General features: G+C 59.9%; 18 protein-coding genes. 13 read left to right on the top strand and 5 right to left on the bottom strand.

What is annotated here, in order from left to right:
• A partial coding sequence (locus J2046_RS31685) for an alginate export family protein (protein ID WP_210058616.1) occupies positions 1-677 on the top strand: 677 nt, incomplete at its 5' end.
• Between the two features lie 148 nt (positions 678-825).
• Here the strand turns inward: J2046_RS31685 and J2046_RS34425 are convergent.
• Positions 826-1,242 (bottom strand): VOC family protein, encoded by a 417-nt coding sequence (locus tag J2046_RS34425; RefSeq protein ID WP_210058615.1) that lies wholly within the window; start codon positions 1,240-1,242, stop codon positions 826-828.
• A 254-nt stretch (positions 1,243-1,496) separates the two neighbouring features.
• Here J2046_RS34425 and J2046_RS31675 point away from each other — a divergent pair, with 254 nt between their 5' ends.
• Complete coding sequence (locus J2046_RS31675) at positions 1,497-1,661, top strand: hypothetical protein (protein ID WP_210058613.1); 165 nt, start codon at positions 1,497-1,499, stop codon at positions 1,659-1,661.
• A gap of 233 nt (positions 1,662-1,894) precedes the next feature.
• Positions 1,895-2,923, top strand: a complete 1,029-nt coding sequence (locus J2046_RS31670; protein ID WP_210058611.1) for a homoserine dehydrogenase — start codon at positions 1,895-1,897, stop codon at positions 2,921-2,923.
• A 194-nt stretch (positions 2,924-3,117) separates the two neighbouring features.
• On the opposite strand, the gene J2046_RS31665 is transcribed toward J2046_RS31670, so the two are convergent.
• Positions 3,118-3,858, bottom strand: a complete 741-nt coding sequence (locus tag J2046_RS31665; RefSeq protein WP_210058609.1) for an SDR family NAD(P)-dependent oxidoreductase — start codon at positions 3,856-3,858, stop codon at positions 3,118-3,120.
• Between the two features lie 168 nt (positions 3,859-4,026).
• The gene (locus tag J2046_RS31660) at positions 4,027-4,860 is read right to left on the bottom strand and encodes an enoyl-CoA hydratase/isomerase family protein (protein ID WP_210058608.1); all 834 of its coding nucleotides are present in this window, start codon (positions 4,858-4,860) and stop codon (positions 4,027-4,029) included.
• A gap of 127 nt (positions 4,861-4,987) precedes the next feature.
• Here J2046_RS31660 and J2046_RS31655 point away from each other — a divergent pair, with 127 nt between their 5' ends.
• Complete coding sequence (locus tag J2046_RS31655; protein WP_210058606.1) at positions 4,988-5,374, top strand: winged helix-turn-helix transcriptional regulator; 387 nt, start codon at positions 4,988-4,990, stop codon at positions 5,372-5,374.
• A gap of 163 nt (positions 5,375-5,537) precedes the next feature.
• On the opposite strand, the gene J2046_RS31650 is transcribed toward J2046_RS31655, so the two are convergent.
• The gene (locus J2046_RS31650) at positions 5,538-6,074 is read right to left on the bottom strand and encodes a TetR/AcrR family transcriptional regulator (protein ID WP_233470413.1); all 537 of its coding nucleotides are present in this window, start codon (positions 6,072-6,074) and stop codon (positions 5,538-5,540) included.
• Between the two features lie 153 nt (positions 6,075-6,227).
• Here J2046_RS31650 and J2046_RS31645 point away from each other — a divergent pair, with 153 nt between their 5' ends.
• Positions 6,228-7,235 (top strand): NAD(P)-dependent oxidoreductase, encoded by a 1,008-nt coding sequence (locus J2046_RS31645; RefSeq protein ID WP_210058604.1) that lies wholly within the window; start codon positions 6,228-6,230, stop codon positions 7,233-7,235.
• A 171-nt stretch (positions 7,236-7,406) separates the two neighbouring features.
• On the opposite strand, the gene J2046_RS31640 is transcribed toward J2046_RS31645, so the two are convergent.
• Positions 7,407-8,294, bottom strand: coding sequence for a LysR family transcriptional regulator (locus tag J2046_RS31640; RefSeq protein WP_210058618.1), 888 nt, complete (start codon positions 8,292-8,294; stop codon positions 7,407-7,409).
• A gap of 225 nt (positions 8,295-8,519) precedes the next feature.
• Between J2046_RS31640 and J2046_RS31635 the strand changes: the two genes are divergently transcribed.
• From J2046_RS31635 to J2046_RS31600, 8 genes are all read left to right on the top strand, one after another.
• Complete coding sequence (locus J2046_RS31635) at positions 8,520-9,173, top strand: hydrolase (RefSeq protein ID WP_113482805.1); 654 nt, start codon at positions 8,520-8,522, stop codon at positions 9,171-9,173.
• Positions 9,174-9,414: 241 nt separating this feature from the next.
• On the top strand, positions 9,415-10,452 hold the full coding sequence (locus tag J2046_RS31630) for an Atu2307/SP_0267 family LLM class monooxygenase (RefSeq protein WP_210058603.1): 1,038 nt from the start codon (positions 9,415-9,417) through the stop codon (positions 10,450-10,452).
• 31 nt (positions 10,453-10,483) lie between these two features.
• Positions 10,484-11,374 (top strand): LysR family transcriptional regulator, encoded by an 891-nt coding sequence (locus J2046_RS31625; protein ID WP_210058602.1) that lies wholly within the window; start codon positions 10,484-10,486, stop codon positions 11,372-11,374.
• Positions 11,371-11,529, top strand: a complete 159-nt coding sequence (locus tag J2046_RS31620) for a hypothetical protein (RefSeq protein ID WP_210058601.1) — start codon at positions 11,371-11,373, stop codon at positions 11,527-11,529. Before J2046_RS31625 ends, J2046_RS31620 begins: the two co-directional genes overlap by 4 nt.
• A gap of 133 nt (positions 11,530-11,662) precedes the next feature.
• Positions 11,663-12,505 carry an alpha/beta fold hydrolase gene (locus J2046_RS31615; protein WP_210058600.1) on the top strand — a complete coding sequence of 281 codons (843 nt, stop codon included), beginning with the start codon at positions 11,663-11,665 and terminating at the stop codon, positions 12,503-12,505.
• Positions 12,506-12,617: 112 nt separating this feature from the next.
• Positions 12,618-14,360: a monovalent cation:proton antiporter-2 (CPA2) family protein gene (locus tag J2046_RS31610; RefSeq protein ID WP_210058599.1), complete on the top strand. Its 1,743-nt coding sequence runs from the start codon at positions 12,618-12,620 to the stop codon at positions 14,358-14,360.
• Positions 14,360-14,602 carry a hypothetical protein gene (locus tag J2046_RS31605; RefSeq protein ID WP_210058597.1) on the top strand — a complete coding sequence of 81 codons (243 nt, stop codon included), beginning with the start codon at positions 14,360-14,362 and terminating at the stop codon, positions 14,600-14,602. The genes J2046_RS31610 and J2046_RS31605 overlap by 1 nt, the downstream gene beginning before the upstream one ends.
• Positions 14,599-15,609, top strand: a complete 1,011-nt coding sequence (locus tag J2046_RS31600; RefSeq protein WP_210058596.1) for an alpha/beta hydrolase — start codon at positions 14,599-14,601, stop codon at positions 15,607-15,609. Before J2046_RS31605 ends, J2046_RS31600 begins: the two co-directional genes overlap by 4 nt.
• Positions 15,610-15,680 lie beyond the last annotated feature (71 nt).

The following is a 15,680-nucleotide window of genomic DNA, read 5'->3' as shown; positions in this document are numbered from 1 at the left end:
CCGCTCATCAGCCTGCCAGCCGCAAGCTGACACTCATCCGGCCATCCGGGATGAGCCGTGGTCGTCTAAGCTACACCACGTCATGGGACACGATCCAGGCGGCCGGCAAATATGCCGGTTTCGACTGGGATGCGGAAGCGATGGGACAGGTTGGTAAGGTCGGCTCAGCCGACATTCTGGCCTGGGCCATGGGTGCGAGAACCGGCTACACCTTCGAGAATGTCACCTGGTCGCCGCGGATCGGTCTGCAGTTCGACATGGCGTCGGGCGACGGTGATGCGGGCGACGGCACGCTCGGCACTTTCAATCCGCTGTTTCCGAACGGCTTTTATTTCTCGCTAGGCGGCCATACCGGGTACGCCAACCTCGTCCACGTCAAACCATCGGTCACCGTTCAGCCGACCGAAGACCTGACCCTGATGACCGGTGTCGGACTACTCTGGCGACAGACGACACAGGACGCCGTCTACACCCTGCCAGGCATTCCCGTGACCGGCACCGCGGGTCAGGGGTCGGCATGGACCGGAGCCTATTTGCAGGTCAGGGCGGACTACCGCTTCAATCCCAATCTCACGGGGTCGCTGGAAGCCGTCCATTATCAGGTCGGCTCGGCGCTTCGCGACGCCGGAGGCAGTGACAGCAACTATGTTCGAGCGGAATTGAAATACTCATGGTAGCGAATGCGCAGCCCTTACGCACCAACGCCACCGTTCGCCGTACCGAACATTCAGGGGCGGTGGATCGGTCGCCTCATTTGCAAGACGCGGTGTGTACGATGAGCAAAGCCGGGTAGGTATTCTGCGGTCAATATCCCAGCACCCATTCTCAGGACGCCGATTGAAACAACTCGACCAGCATCCTGTCATTGTCTCGGATGTAAGCGAAACGATCACCGGAATTGTTGGGGACGAAGGACGGCGGTATGACGATTTCAACACCCTTGGCCGCCAGCGCGGTTACGGTCTCTTCCAGATCATCGACATTGAGCGCGAAATGATTGACGCCACCGCGTTTCAGGAGTGTTTCGATGTCTTCCCGCTCGCTCGCCATCGGGGCAGCACCTTCGACTTGAAAGATTTCGAGCCGGGCTTCGCCGCGAACGAGCATTGCTGCCTGCGCGCCGGGCAAGGTGAAACTGTACTGGTGCTCGAATCCAAGCTTATCTCGATACCAGTCAAGGCTAGCCTGCAGGTCATTAACGACGACACCGACATGATGAAGGCGACGGACGAAATCTGCCATGTGATTTCCTGGGTTTTATTCTTCTCGTTTCAGATTCGATTCGAACCACCGTCATTGTGGTTGCGGCAGCAAGTACCCTGGCGGAAATGGCCGCCTTCATCAGAATTTCATGCGTGGAGGTTAGTCCTGCATGGGCCAGCAGCATAGTCTTCCCAAATGCGAAACATTGTTGCAAAACGTCGAACAGCAGGCCGATCAAGGATGTCATGGCCTATTATGGGAAGCACTCCCAATCCGGATCCAGGGCGAATCCAATGGCGGTGGCGCTTCAGGCCGGCGATAAACCGCGGATCCTGCGGGTCGACAAGCAGGCGCGCCATGGTGCCGGGAAGCCCACCGGCAAGGCAATCGACGAGATCGCTGACCTTTGGGCATTCGCTGCGCATTGGGCCGACTTCGACGCTGCGACGACGGATTGACCGCTTGACGGAACAACCCTTCGGCAGCGAGGCGCTTATCGAACAGGCGCTCTCCACATGCCGACAGGTGCCTCCAAGGGGGCCGGACCGTCAGCCTGAGCTGCCCCAAGGTAAGATTGCGACACCAGCAATCCGGCTTTTCATGAACGCAGGCCGGAACCCGTCGAGATCGAGGCGTTTTGGCGACCTCACCTCGGCATGCCGTAGGCAAACCAGAAAAGAAAGAAGACTATATGCGGGTTTTCAACATCGCAATTGCAGGTTTCGGAGGCGTGGGACGTGCCACGGCCAACCTGCTTCTGTCCCGGCGTCAGCGCTACCGTGAGGTCTATGGAGCGGATGTGCGTCTGGTCTCCGTCTGCGGATCGCGATCCGGTCTGTCCGACCCCGGCGGCCTCGAAGCAGAGCGGCTGGATAGGCTTGAGACAGGGCTGTCGGGACCGGACTTCGTGGCTGCAAGCGGCGCCGACATTCTGATCGAGGCGGGACCGAGCGATTTCCGCACCGGCGGTCCGGGACTGGCCTATATCCGCTCGGCTCTCGCGGCCGGGCGCGACACGATCGTCATGTCGAAGGGTGCGCTGGTGCATAGCGGAAAACAGTTGCGTGAACTCGCCACGGGTTCGGGTGCGATGCTGAAGCTCAGCGGCGCAGCCGCAGCCGCCCTGCCGACGATCGATCTGGTTGATCACAGCCTGAGGGGTTGCGAAGTGCTCGAAATTGAGGGCATCCTGAACGCCACGACCAATTTCTTGCTCGACGCCATGACGACGAAAGGCCTCGGCTTCGATGCGGCCCTGAAGGAGGCGCAGAAGGGCGGTTTCGCCGAAGCCGATCCGCGCAACGACACCGAGGGCTGGGATACCGCTTGCAAACTCCTGATCCTCGCTAATTTCGGGCTCGGCGCCGACCTGACGATGGACGATCTTGCCGTCGAAGGCATCCAGTCGGTCACCGGAGACCGTATCGAGGCGTGGCGAGCGGAAGGTGTGGTCCCGAAGCTCGTCGGCAACCTGACGCGCACGGACGGCAAATTCCGCGCCGCGGTCGGAATCAGGACCTATCCGCTTTCAGACCCACTTGCGAATGTTCGGGGAAAGGACAAGGCAATCCGCATCACCACCGACGCGATGGGCGATACGATCGCGATCGGATCCGGCAAGGAGCCCTTCGCCACCGCAGCAGCTGCGCTGAAAGATCTCGAGCACATTCTGTCTGCGAGGGTGGCCGTTCCGGTATCGATTTCGGAGCCCTCGTCATGACTGAACTTCCAAGGGATGTAACGCCATCCGCTCGCGAGATCATCGAGACGCTCGGCCTCAAACCGATCCACGGTCATCTGATGCGGGAGCATGCACCCATCTTAGCTTGCTTTTCCGGACGGCAGTTTAGGCTCCGATCATCCAAGGTTGGAGGCGAGGGTTCGCCCCCTTAGCCCAAGGAAGATCGGGCGCAGTCAGGCTATCGCGCCCCCATCGGCGGTCAGAATCGCCCCCGTAATCAGGCTCGCGGCAGGACTTGCAAGAAAGACCACAAGGTTCGCGATTTCGCGTGGCTCGCCGAAACGCCCCAGCGACGTGAGATTCCGCTGGAAATCAGCGGCCGCACCGTCCGCCGGGTTTGCGTCGGTATCCACCGATCCGGGCTGCACAAGGTTTACGGTAATGCCATTCGGACCAAGTTCGCGCGACAGCCCGCGGGTGAAAGAGGTGAGTGCTGCCTTGGACATCGCATAAGCCGTTACGCCCGGGAAGGGAACACGCTCTCCGAGACCCGATCCGATCGAGACGATGCGCCCGCCAGCGGAGAGATGCGGAATGACAGCCTTCGCGAACAGCACGGGCGCGCGCACATTGACGTCCATCAGCGTTTGATACTCGGTCACGTCAAGGTCGGCGATCGTTCCGGAGTGGCCGATCGCCGCGCTGTTGACAAGAATATCGAGACCGCCAAGCGCTGTGACGGCACCGCTGACCGCGCGCGTGATCGCCTCCGGATCAGCACTATCGGCTTGAATCGCAACCGCGCGACGCGCCGTGCTCTCGATGGATTTGGCCACCGTGTCAGCTTTCTCAGCCGAATGCTGATACGTAAACGCGACGTCAGCGCCGTTCTCGGCCAGAGCCAACGCGATCGCGGCCCCGATGCCCCGCGACCCTCCGGTTACCAATGCACGTTTCCCTTTCAGATCAATCATTTTTCTTCCTTCTCTAGGTAGTCGACCCAAGCCCACGTGGTTTGCACGAGATGCGAAGGGTGCTCGACCGCGTATCCCGCTGACTTAATGTTCTCCAGTCACGACTCTTAGTATCGAGAAGTGCTGAACTGTGTTGCAAAGTGCGGAACGTCGGGTGAAGCCGTGGCGTCAAGCCCGCAGCGCACGGAGCAGACCTTCCAGGTTTCGCTCGCCTTCCCTGGTCTGAGCGCCCGCGTTGAGCCCACCCCGGATGAGCTTCTCGGCTGCAGGACGTGCGAACAGCCCCGCCCAGGCGTCGTGCTCGCGACTGAAGCCTTCCCGCAGGTCTGCAGGAGGCACCGCCTTCTTGGCGGCGGCGATGACGCCTTCTGGTAAAGCGGCGATATTGCGCGCTAACCGGTCAACGAAGCCATCAAGCTCCAAAGCCGGCAGCGCCCGGTTGATCCAGCCATAGCGTTCCGCCGTCGCCGCGTCGATGAGATCGGCGCCAAGGATCACTTCGAGGGTCCGGCCGCGCGTCATCCGTGATGACAGATATTGCGTGGCTCCGCCGCCGGGCGTGATGCCCATCAACGCCTCGCATTGCGCAAGCCCTCCCCTCCCCTCCGCAGCGAACGCCATGTCGGCCGCCGCGACGAACTCGGCTCCGCCGCCTCGCGCCAGCCCAGCGAGCTTGACGATCGTTACCTGCGGCTGCTCCCGCAGAAGCTCGCCGAACGCCTGGAACGGATTGAGGCCTTCCGGCGCCTCGCGTGCAATCTCGTCGAAGGCATGCGGCTCATCGATCAATGTCATGTCGACATGGGCAATGAAGAATTCTGGATCCGCGCTCTGGAAGACCAGCACGTGCGTGTTTGGATCGTCGCGAACGGAAAGAAGAAAGCGGCGAATCTCGCTCATCAGGGGGACGTCGAGAACGTTTACCGGCGGATTGTCGATCGTGATCATGGCAATACCGTCTGCCCGAGCAATCCGGAGCCGGCTGAAATCTGTGTCTGTCATACGTAAAGTCTCTATTCTTCGGGAAACTCTGGCGCTGGTGTTTCACACCATTGACCCCTAAAGTATTCATCGGATACCTAGCGTCAATTACGCACCTGAAGCATCCCAGGGATGCCGGAGGATACCGATGGATGAACCAACAGATGAAAATGATCCGGTCTACCGTGCCGACTGCCCGAGCCGCGTGATCCTCGACCAGATCGCCGACAAGTGGTCGATGATGGTGCTGGCGGTGCTGAGCGAGCCCCGACGCTTCAATGCGATCAAGCGCCGTCTCGATGGCGTCACCCAACGCGTGCTGACCCAGACGCTGCGCAAGCTTGAGCGCAACGGCATGGTGACGCGCAGGATTCTGGATGGACGCGTGCTCGGCGTCGAATATGCGCTGACGCCGCTCGGCCAGTCGCTGCAGGGACCGTTCTCGATCCTGTTCAACTGGACCGTCGAGAACATCGACGTGATCCAGAACTGCCAGCGCAGCTTTGACGCGCGCCAGGATCAGGCCGCGGTCTGAATCGTGGACGGTGCGAACAGGAAGCTCATCTGGTCTCGAACGCGGTCATTCGTCACTTTGACAACATTCGAACGATCCACGTCGAAAGCAGTACGGAAGTGCCGATTTCTCTCAGCACTTACCTCAGATGAGGCTCCGCTCAGATCTTTCAGAACCTGATAATTTATGGTGCAACCATTCCGCCACCAATCAGCGATGCAAAGACCTCGACGGCTTCGCTCTGGTGCAAAGTCTGACGCACCACAGCCGACGAAAGCGCTTCTCCCGCGCCGACGAAGCCAATGCAACGCTTCTCCAGATCCCCTGCCGATAGAGTGTCGAAGGGCTTAAGAACTGCAGCGAACATCTGGACCGAGTTGTCGAGCAATTCCTGAAATACGACGGCTTTTTCCTCGCTCCCGGTTAAAGCCGCGCCGACGGTGTGAAATTCATCCGTCATGTCAGCAGCGCAGCGGATGTAAGCTTCCGCCAGCAAACGAATGGTTTCCTCCAGACTCCGCCCGCCGGCTGCCATCGCGGTTCGAAACGCCTTCACCCGCTCGTCATCAATCCACCGGTAAAGCTCGATGAGCAGACCTGACCGGGTGCCGAAATGTTCGTATACCACTGGTTTCGAAATTCCGGCACGGGAGGCAAGATTACCAAGCGTCAGACGGTCTGCACCTTCATCGCGGACGATCAACAATGCAGTATCGAGCAATTGTCGTCGTCTCTCTCCCTTCGAAAGCCTGTGTGAGGAGGTCTGTATGGCAGCGTGATTAGAAATGCCTGTCACGGTCGGGTCCTTGCAAAACCTACTTTTAGTAGGTAAAACCTACCATCAGTAGGTTATCTTAAGTGAGGACATATAACAATGATTTCCCATCCTATTCTCCTGATGGGTGGCACGGGCGCGATCGGGCGACTGACTGCCCGTGCGCTTCGCTCGGCTTACCCCGATGTTCCTTTATTGATCGGTGGGCGCGATCTGCTCAAAAGCCGCAACGCCGCCAGCGAGATCGGGAAAGCAGAGGGCGTCGTGATCGACTCGCGTGCTGACGATCTCGGTCTCGGCGATCGCCCGATTAGTGCCGTCGCGATTTTTTACGCTGACGAACGATTGGCCAGCCTGCGCTTCGCTCAAAGCCGCAGGATACCGCATCTGGGCATTTCTTCAGGCGTCTATGAAATTGCTCCCGAAGTTGCGACCTATATGCACGCGCCAGACGCGGCGGCAGTCGTCCTCGGCTATGAATGGCTGGTCGGCGCCACAACCGTTGCTACCCTCACATGCGCCAAACAATTTGCGCGACTTCACGAAATCAGGATCGGTGCCCTTGTCGATGAGCAGGATGGTGGCGGTCCAGCCGTCGCCGAGGATTTTGAACGATTGAACCGGATGATGCCGGCCGCCCTCACCCGTCGCGACGGCAGCTATGTCTGGCGTAGTGAAGATGATGCCAAAGCCGAGTTCCGTGCGATCGATGGTAGCAAAACGGCCGGGACAGGCTTTTCGTCTATCGATGTTGCCGGCCTGGCCGCAGCAACCGGGGCGCCGAACGTACAGTTCAACATTGCGACCGGCGTGAGTACGTCCCGTCGTCGCGGCGAACCCAAGTCGACGGAGATCATCATCGAACTGGCTGGCGAGGATCACGATGGACAGCCGCTTCGCAACTGTCATGCAGTGTTTCATCCGGGCGGCGCGGCTCCCTTGACTGCACTGGGCGTCAGCATGATCCTTGAACGACTGATCGGGCTGGATGGCAATAGGCCGACCCCGGCAGGGCTGTATTTTCCTTTTCAGGTCCTCGATCACGCCAGCTATCTATCCCGGTTGCACGCGGAAGGTGGCAGCATCGTCCCTCTGGACGCCAAGTGAGTAATTGGTGGACCGGTAAGAGATCCTGCGTAGACGCGGCTCAAGTCAGGTTCGAGACATAGAGATTGAACGGCGCCGATCTGAAACAAGCAGATCGCTTGAAGCAGAGTGATCTCCAGCACTTGCTCTGCGATCGTCATGAAATCCGCAAGGCCCAGCCTCATCCGGATCCTAGTCTTCACGATCTTGTCGAAAGTCTTCAAAACACTCGATTAGCATCTCGGTGAGCACCCGTATCTTGCGTGCGGGGTACTGCCCCGGCGGCCGGATCACATAGATGCCCAATTTGGGCGGCGGATAGCGCGTCATGACCGGGACCAGGGCGCCGGAAGCCAGATGCTCCTTAATTAATTCGTCAGGGACACCGGCAAGACCAATCCCCGCAAGTGCTGCAGCCACAAGAGCCACGGCATTGTCGGCTTTGAATCGGCCCTGCGGCTTCAGCGTAGTGATCTTATCCCCATCCATCGCCAGCCAGGTTTCAGTTCCCTGCATGACGACCTCATGCGTGAGGAATTCCTCTGGCGTTTCAGGTGAGCCGTGTTTTTTGATGTAGTCCGGCGTTGCAACGTACTTGGCCGTGGTCCAGCCGACGCGTCTTGCAAGCATATTCGAGTCAGCAAGATGGCCGACCCTTATCGCGCAGTCGAACCCTTCTGCGATCAGGTCAACGAACCGATCCGTATAGCTGGTTTGAACCTGCAGCTCTGGGTGGCGCTGCGCCAGGGATGCGAGCACCGGGGCGAAGTGCGTCGGACCGAATGTAAGCGGAGCTGCTATTCTTAGCCGACCGCGAAGGTCACCGGCGGGCAATATCGTCTCCCTGGCAATATCGATCTCGGCGCAGACTTTTGCAGCGTGTTCCCGGAAGGTGATTCCAGCCTCCGTAAGGGCGGCACCGCGCGTCGTGCGGGCGAGCAACTGCACACCCAAATCCTTTTCAAGCCGAATAAGGCGACGGCTGACCATCGACTTGGAGATGCCGAGCCGCCGCGCGGCTGGAGAAACTCCGCCAGTATCGGCAACTTCCACGAAGGTCCGCAGGTCTTCGGTATCCAAATCAACGTTCCTGTATTCACGACAGATGAGTGCTCGAATCGCTCCGACCGTATCACAAATAGAAAGAACCGGACCGGCCCTGGCGTTCCCCGTTTCGCGACACAGCTTCACGGGATCGGGCGCTACCGCATCATAAATGAAAATGACACTGTCCATCAAGGCGCCCTCGGAGGCAGTGCGCGCCTGCCGACTTCCCACGCATCAACAGCAGCAAAGGATGCTTCTATGACCTTTCGTAACGGCCTTGATTCACTTCTCCGTCCCGAAGATTCCGTCCTCGTTCTGATCGATCACCAGCCCTATCAGCTCGCAAATCTCAATAGCCACGACCCGCAAGCTGTGGTCAACAGCACGACCGCGCTGGCGAAGCTGGCAAAAGCCTTCGATGTTCCGACCATTCTGACCAGCGTGATCGCGGGGCGCGGCGGACTTCTCTTCAAGCAGATCACCGATGTGTTTCCCGACCAGGAAGTCATCGATCGCACGTGGGTGAACACCTGGCAGGACGAGAATGTGGTGAACGTCGTCAAGGCGACCGGCCGCAAGCAACTGATCATCGCCGGCCTGTGGACCGAGGTCTGCGTTGCAATGCCCGTCATCCAGGCAGCTGGCGAAGGCTGGGACGTGACCGTGATTACCGACGCGTCGGGCGGGATTTCGAAGGAATCTCACGAAGTCGCCATCCAGCGGATGATCGCGGCCGGCGCGAACCCGATGACCGTGATGGCGCTCGCCGGCGAATGGCAGCGCGATTGGGCGCGCACCGGGCATGTCGAGCAGCTGACCGAGATTCTCATCCAGCACTTCGCCGGCAGCGGCATTGCCTATCTCTGGGAGCAGCAACTTCTCAATACGCCGGTCCCGGGCAAAACCGCCTGATCCGAACCGGCTATCGGGAAGGGGAAGGGCGCGTAACCGCAAGCGCCCTCCCCCGTTGCATTCATCATCACCAGTCGACAGCGAGGCGGAGTTTACAACGATGCCGGAGGCCATTGTGCAACGGCACTGGCGGCCGCAAACGCGACGACTATCGCGCTGAGCGATATTGGGTGCCGGAGCGGTTGAGCAGCGACCTCCACTCGTGGCCACCCATCAACCAAAGAGTTTCGAAGGAGCCTTCATGGAAATTGGTGTCGACAGTTTTGCCGCGATCCTTCCTGATCCGACGAGCGGAAAGCTCCCTTCGGCGACCGACCGCATGGCCGATCTTCTTGAGGAAGTGGAGGTCGCCGACAGGGTCGGCCTCGACGTATTCGGCATCGGCGAGCATCATCGCGCCGAATTCCTCGATTCCGCACCGGCGATCATACTTGCCGCAGCAGCGGCGCGCACCAGCCAGATTCGATTAACGAGCGCGGTAACGGTATTAAGCGCCGCTGATCCTGTAAGACTCTTCCAGGAGTTCGCGACCCTCGACCTGATTTCCAGAGGCCGCACCGAGCTCGTCGTCGGCCGTGGTTCGTTCGGCGAGGCCTTTCCGCTCTTCGGCCTGGACACACGGGCATATGACGAACTCTTCGCCGAGAAGCTCGACCTGTTCCTGAAGCTTGGCGAGACAAGCAATCCCGTCTGGGAGGGCCAATTCCGCCCGGCGTTGAACGGTCAGGGGGTCTTTCCGAGGCCCCACCAATCGCGACTGCCTCTATGGATCGGCGTCGGTGGCACGCCGCAGTCCTTCGCGCGCGCCGGTGCGCTCGGCCTTCCGCTGATGGTGGCGATCATTGGAGGAACCTTTGAGCGGTTTCGTCCGCTCGTCGATCTCTATCGCGAGGCCGGTATGCGCGCGGGGCACAGTCCCGAGAAGCTCAAGGTGGGTGTTCATGCGATGGGCTTCGTCGGCGAGACCGACGCGGCGGCCAGAGATGCCTTCTATCCGGGCTGGGCGCATCTGACGACCAAGGTCGGACGCGAACGTGGCTGGTCGTCGCCGTCGCGCCAGCAGTTCGAAGACATGGCCGGCCCTCAAGGCGCCTTCCTGATCGGCGCCCCGGCGACGGTTGCCGAGAAGATGCTTCGGGCCAGCCAGGCGCTGGGCGGTCTTTCTCGCATCACCTTTCAGATGAGCACCGCCTCTCTGGAAACGGCGGCAATGAAACGCTCGATCGAGCTTCTCGGCACCGAAGTGGCGCCGATTGTGAGGGCTGCGGGAAAGTTCTGATCAAGAAACGAAATCGAACCGAGGTTGCCATATGGATATCGAGGATCTGCAGACATTTGTCGAAGTTGCCGACGCCGGGGGCGTTTCTCCCGCCGCACGTCGACTGGGGATATCCAAGTCGATGGTCAGCCGGCGCCTTATCCGTCTTGAGGAAGCGTTGGGTATCCAGCTTCTTGCACGAACGACCCGCGGTGCTGCGCTGACGGAAGCCGGCGTTACCTTTCGCGAGTATGCTGCAAAGGTGTGCGCCGAAATCGATGCGGCAAGGGAGACCATCCTGCCAGTCGGCGATCTTCGCGGGCGCTTGCGGGTCGCCGTGCCACTGACATCGGGGCCGGTACATTTTGCCCCCGTGCTTTCTGAGATGGCCCGGCTCCATCCAAAGCTGCAAATACAGGCTGACTACAGTGATCGCTTCGTGGATTTAATCGCAGAGGGATTTGACTGTGCGATCCGGGTTGGTGCACTGCGCGATTCGAACCTGATCGCGAGGCGAGTTGGCCAGATCTATGGACAGTTGGTCGCAAGTCCTGACTATATCAAGATGCATGGCTCACCGGCAACACCGGACGAGATCAGCTCTCACCAGGCTTTGGTGGGCGCTGAAACGTGGCGGTTCATGGATGGAGACAAAATCGTCACCGTGCAGCCGCAAGGACGGTTCAAAACCGAAAACGGAATGGCACTTGCCAATGCAGCCGCGGCCGGGCTTGGCCTTGCATGGCTCCCAGACTGTGTCACGCGACATTATCTTGCTTCCGGCGCGCTCGTACCGGTCATGACCGCATATCCACTGCCGGTCGGCAATGTCCACGTCGTGCGCCCACCCAGTCCGCATCCGGTGCAAAAGGTCCGCATCCTTTCAGAGTTGCTGATCGAATCGTTCGAGCGAAATGCACCTGTCTGGAGTGCAGGGACATGACGGCCTTCACTCGCACGCTTCTCATGTTTCGAATTGGCTTGTCGCGACAGACTACGGCTTACAGCCCGAAACTGACGGCGGGCCTACGCCACGACGTCCAGGAGATGCTCCGCATGGTCCGGGCGCCGCGCCCGCAGCCCGTCGGTCAGGACTGATCCAATGAAGTGACAAGAACATCTGCGCGCCGATAATCGACCAGAGAATGCTTCAACGACGATCGCTCACCATCGGGAAGATGGTGGCAACCTGGTCCTCCCATCCGGAAACCTAAGAAAAGGAAAGAAAACCATGACGGCAATTACAACGCAGGACGGCACCCGGATCTTCTACAAGGACTGGGGTTCGAAAGACGCGCAGCCCATCATGTTCCATCACGGCTGGCCGCTCAGCGCGGACGACTGGGACAACCAGATGCTGTTCTTCCTCGGCAAGGGCTACCGCGTCATCGCGCATGACCGGCGCGGTCATGGTCGCTCGGACCAGACCGATACAGGCAACGACATGGACACATATGCATCCGACGTCGCGGAGCTGGCCCGGGAACTCGATCTGAAGGACGCGGTTCACGTCGGGCACTCGACCGGTGGCGGTGAGGTGATCCGTTATGTCGCTCGCAGCCAGCTTGGTCGAGTGTCGAAGGCCGTGCTGATCGGCGCGGTACCGCCGATCATGCTGGCGACGCCGCGTTATCCCGGCGGCCTGCCAATGCAGGTGTTCGACGGATTTCGCGAGACGCTCCTGCGCAACCGCGCACAGTTCTTCCTCGATGTCCCGACTGGCCCCTTCTACGGCTTCAACCGCGAAGGTGCCGAAGTAAGCGAGGGGTTGATCCGCAACTGGTGGCGGCAGGGCATGATGGGCGGCGCAAAGGCCCATTACGACTGCATCTCCGCCTTCTCGGAGACGGATTTCACCGAGGACCTAACGGCTGTTACTCTGCCGGTTCTGCTGATGCACGGCGAAGACGATCAGGTGGTGCCGATCGACGCTTCGGCCCGCAAGGCGATCGACCTGCTGCCGAACGGCACGCTGAAGACCTATCCCGGCCTGTCGCACGGCCTGTTCGCCACACATCCCGAACTGATCAATGCCGATCTGCTGGCCTTCATCGAAGGCCGCGACAAGGCTTGAGCGAGGTGGCGGACACCCTGCCGGACTTCGCTTCCAACTATCGATCACGGCGGACGGCTTATCATCCGCCGCCCTTTGATCATGACCAACGCAAAGCAGGAAAGGTACGTGGATGGCTGAAGTGAGCCTGGGGCAAACGATTGGACCGGCAGTTGTCCTGATGGGAGCGGCTGTTGTCGCTGTGCCATTGTTCCGCCGGCTGGGGCTCGGATCGGTGCTCGGCTACTTCGCCGCTGGCGTCCTCGTCGGGCCATCGGTGCTGGGGTTGTTCACCGATACCCAATCCATCCTCCATTTTTCCGAGCTTGGCGTGGTGATGTTCCTGTTCGTGATCGGACTGGAGCTGCGCCCGAACAAATTATGGGCGATGCGGGCCCAGATTTTCGGGCTGGGCCTTGTCCAGGTTTTCTTAGCCACAGCCGCCCTTGCGCTGACGGGCGCATTGCTCCTTGGCCTTTCCGCGACCGTCGCTTTCATCGCCGGGGCGGGGTTTGTCTTATCCTCGACCGCCGTCATCATGTCGGTGCTGCAGGATCGGGGCGAGATTTCCAGCGCACAGGGACAGAAGTCGGTTGCCATCCTGTTGTTTGAGGATCTGATGATCGTGCCGCTGCTGGCGGTGGTCGCCTTCCTCTCGCCGCTCTCGCATGGACAGGCAGGATGGACGGACGCCTTCGTGGCGGTTTCGGCGCTGCTCGTGCTTTTGGGCGTATCGCGCTGGGGCCTGAATCCGTTCTTCGCCTTGCTGGCACGCGCGCGCACCCGCGAAGTGCTGACGGCAGGTGCGCTGCTCGTCGTGCTCGGCGCAGCGCTGCTGATGGATGTCGCCGGATTGTCAATGGCGATGGGCGCGTTCCTTGCCGGAGTGATGCTCTCGAGCTCGAGCTACCGGCACCAGATCGAAAGCGATATCGAGCCGTTTCGCGGCTTGCTCATGGGACTGTTCTTCCTTGCCGTCGGCATGTCGCTGGACCTTTCGATCGTCGCGGCCGAATGGCGGCTCCTGCTGGCCATGCTGGTCGCATTCACGGTCGCGAAGGGCGCCGTGGTCTATGCGGTCGCGCGCCTGTTCGGCGGCTCGAACCATCAGGCCCTGCATCGCACGTCGATGTTCCTCCAGGGCGGCGAATTCGCCTTCGTCCTTTATGCGGCAGCGACATCGGGCGGCGTGATCGATGCGCGGGAGAACGCGCTGTTCGCCACCGTCGTGATCCTGTCGATGGTGCTGACCCCGCTGCTCACAATAGCGACCGACCTTCTGCTTCGCACGGAAGCTTCGATGGATGGCGTCGATCCCGCCCACGATCTCAAGGGGCGGGTCCTTGTCATCGGGTTTGGACGCTTCGGTCAGATCGCGTCACAGATTCCTCTATCGCAGGGCGTCGAGCTTTCTGTCATCGACAAGGACCCTGACCGCATCCGCGATGCCGGGCGATATGGGTTCAAGGTCTTCTTCGGCGACGGGACCCGGCTCGACACGCTGCGCCACTCCGGTGCGGGAGAAGCCGATGCGATCATGATCTGTGTCGACGACCCGAAGGCCGCGATGAAGATCGTGGAGCTGGCGCAGCACGAGTTCACCCAGGCGAAGCTTCTTGTCCGCAGCAACGATCGAGAACACGCGGTGGATCTGATCCGCGCCGGTGTCGATTACCAGATCCGCGAAACGGTCGAATCCGCTTACCTGATGGGAGCCGAAGGTTTGCGGGCGTTGGGCTACGGGGAAGCCGATATTGAAGATGCCACCATCGACATTCGTCGGCGCGATGCCGAACGCCTGTCCGAGCAGGTTCACGGGGACATCATGTCGGGCAGCAACCGGTTGCTCCTCCAACCCGTGCGAAAGCAGCTCTGATGATCCGGGTTTCTGCAAACGTACATATCGCTGTGACCGTTTCTGCTGTGAATCATTCCGGAACGAACGCGCTGATGCTCAACAAACAAAATGATCCATCTGCACATAAGGCGTCAGCGGTGGCTGACGCCTTGAAAATAAATGGTACGCCCGTCGAGTTGCGTGAGCTTCCAGCCGGTCAGGGACTGATAGACAAAGACATCAGCGAGACCGATGAATGGATCGGGAGAAACTTCCAATGAAAGACGGCCAAAAACCGATTGTTTCACAAGGAGTCTACGTAGACGAACGCATAATACCCGTCCCCGCCTCAATAAGCACCGAAGCGCAGGCGATGTTGCATGCCGCCGTACGCGAGGGAACGCCGCTCAACGCGCTCTTCCCGACACCATCACCACAAGATCATGAGGCATGGCGGCAGATGCAGATCGCTGCCGACAGGTATTACGCCGAAACTTTTCCGGAGGCTGTGAAGGAAACGAGAGGAAATCTCGAAACACTACATTTCGGCACAACCACGGTTCATGTGGTGACCCCGGAAAATATTAGACTTGGGAATTGTGTTCTTATCGATCTGCATGGCGGCGCGCTAGTTTTTGGCAGTGGCGGTGCCTGTCGGGAAAGTGCGCGAATACAGGCGGAGCGGCACGGCATGATCTGCTACGGTATTGACTATCGCATGCCGCCAGATCACCCCTATCCCGCCGCCCTCGACGACTGCATCGTGACCTACAGGCACCTGATTGAGCGGTATGGCGCAAACCGTGTCATGTTTAGCGGTCGCTCGGCCGGCGGTAACTTGGCGATGGCTGCTATTATGAGGGCACGGGACGAGGGCCTGCCTTTTCCGGCCGGCGCCGTGCTCCTTTCCCCGGAAGTGGACCTCACTGAGTCGGGTGACAGCTTTCAGGCCAACCGGACGATCGACGTCATCCTGCCGAATTCGCTGATGTCGAATAACCTGCTCTATGCAAACGGAGCGGATTTGTCTCATCCCTACCTGTCTCCACTTTTCGGGGAAATATCGGCCGATTTTCCGCCGACCTTCCTGCAAAGTGGAACCCGCGACCTGTTTCTTTCCAATGCGGTGAGACTTCATCGCAAGCTGAGACGTGCGGGAGTTCCGGCAGAACTGCATGTTTTCGAGGCAATGCCGCATGGCGGATTTGGAGGCGCCCCGGAAGATCAGGAACTCACGGACGAAATCATTCGTTTTGTCACCGGCTGCCTAACGAAGACGGTTCGCTAGGTCAATTCCTTATCCGTTAGCACCCCATGCACGAAAGAATTCGGTCAATAGGGCGACTGTGAAGTCGCCAC

This window comes from Neorhizobium petrolearium, from assembly GCF_017873175.1.
Taxonomy (GTDB): Bacteria; Pseudomonadota; Alphaproteobacteria; order Rhizobiales; family Rhizobiaceae; genus Neorhizobium; species Neorhizobium petrolearium.
This window is presented reverse-complemented; position numbering and strand designations above follow the sequence as displayed.